Source organism: Komagataeibacter intermedius TF2 (assembly GCF_000964425.1).
GTDB classification, from domain to species: Bacteria; Pseudomonadota; Alphaproteobacteria; order Acetobacterales; family Acetobacteraceae; genus Komagataeibacter; species Komagataeibacter intermedius.
In genome coordinates this window covers 1-392 of sequence record NZ_BANF01000519.1, presented here as the reverse complement: position 1 = coordinate 392, position 392 = coordinate 1, and the positions used below count along the sequence as shown (strand labels likewise).

Annotated in this window: 2 protein-coding genes; both read left to right on the top strand. The window is 54.8% G+C overall.

Annotated features, from left to right (window positions below; translation table 11 throughout):
* Window positions 1-177, top strand: a 177-nt coding sequence (locus B7449_RS18260) for a type II toxin-antitoxin system CcdA family antitoxin (protein WP_048884030.1), incomplete at its 5' end; no start/stop codon positions are given.
* The coding region (locus B7449_RS18255) for a CcdB family protein (protein WP_048884029.1) at window positions 178-392 on the top strand (215 nt) is incomplete at its 3' end.

The following is a 392-nucleotide window of genomic DNA, read 5'->3' as shown; positions in this document are numbered from 1 at the left end:
GAAGAAGCCAAGTCGTTAGATCTCAACATATCGCAGGCCTGCGAACAGGGGCTTAAGTCAGCTATCGCGTCGATCCGTGCTCAGCAATGGCTGGCAGACAATCGCGCTTCTCTCGAAGCCTCACGGCAGTATGTTGAAGAGAACGGGCTTCCCCTGGCGGACTATCGGAACTTCTAAATGGCCCGTTTTGATGTGTATCGTCTGGCTGGACGGGGAGAAGCACGTTTCGTTCTGGATGTGCAGGCAGATCTTCTGGACGCCTTGGGTACCCGTGTCGTTGTTCCGCTGCTGCCGCAGAGAACTGCACCAAAGCCTGCAAAGAGGCTGAACCCGGTGTTTATGGTTGATGACTGTCCCTTCGTCATGATGACGCAGTTTATGGCCGCAGTTCC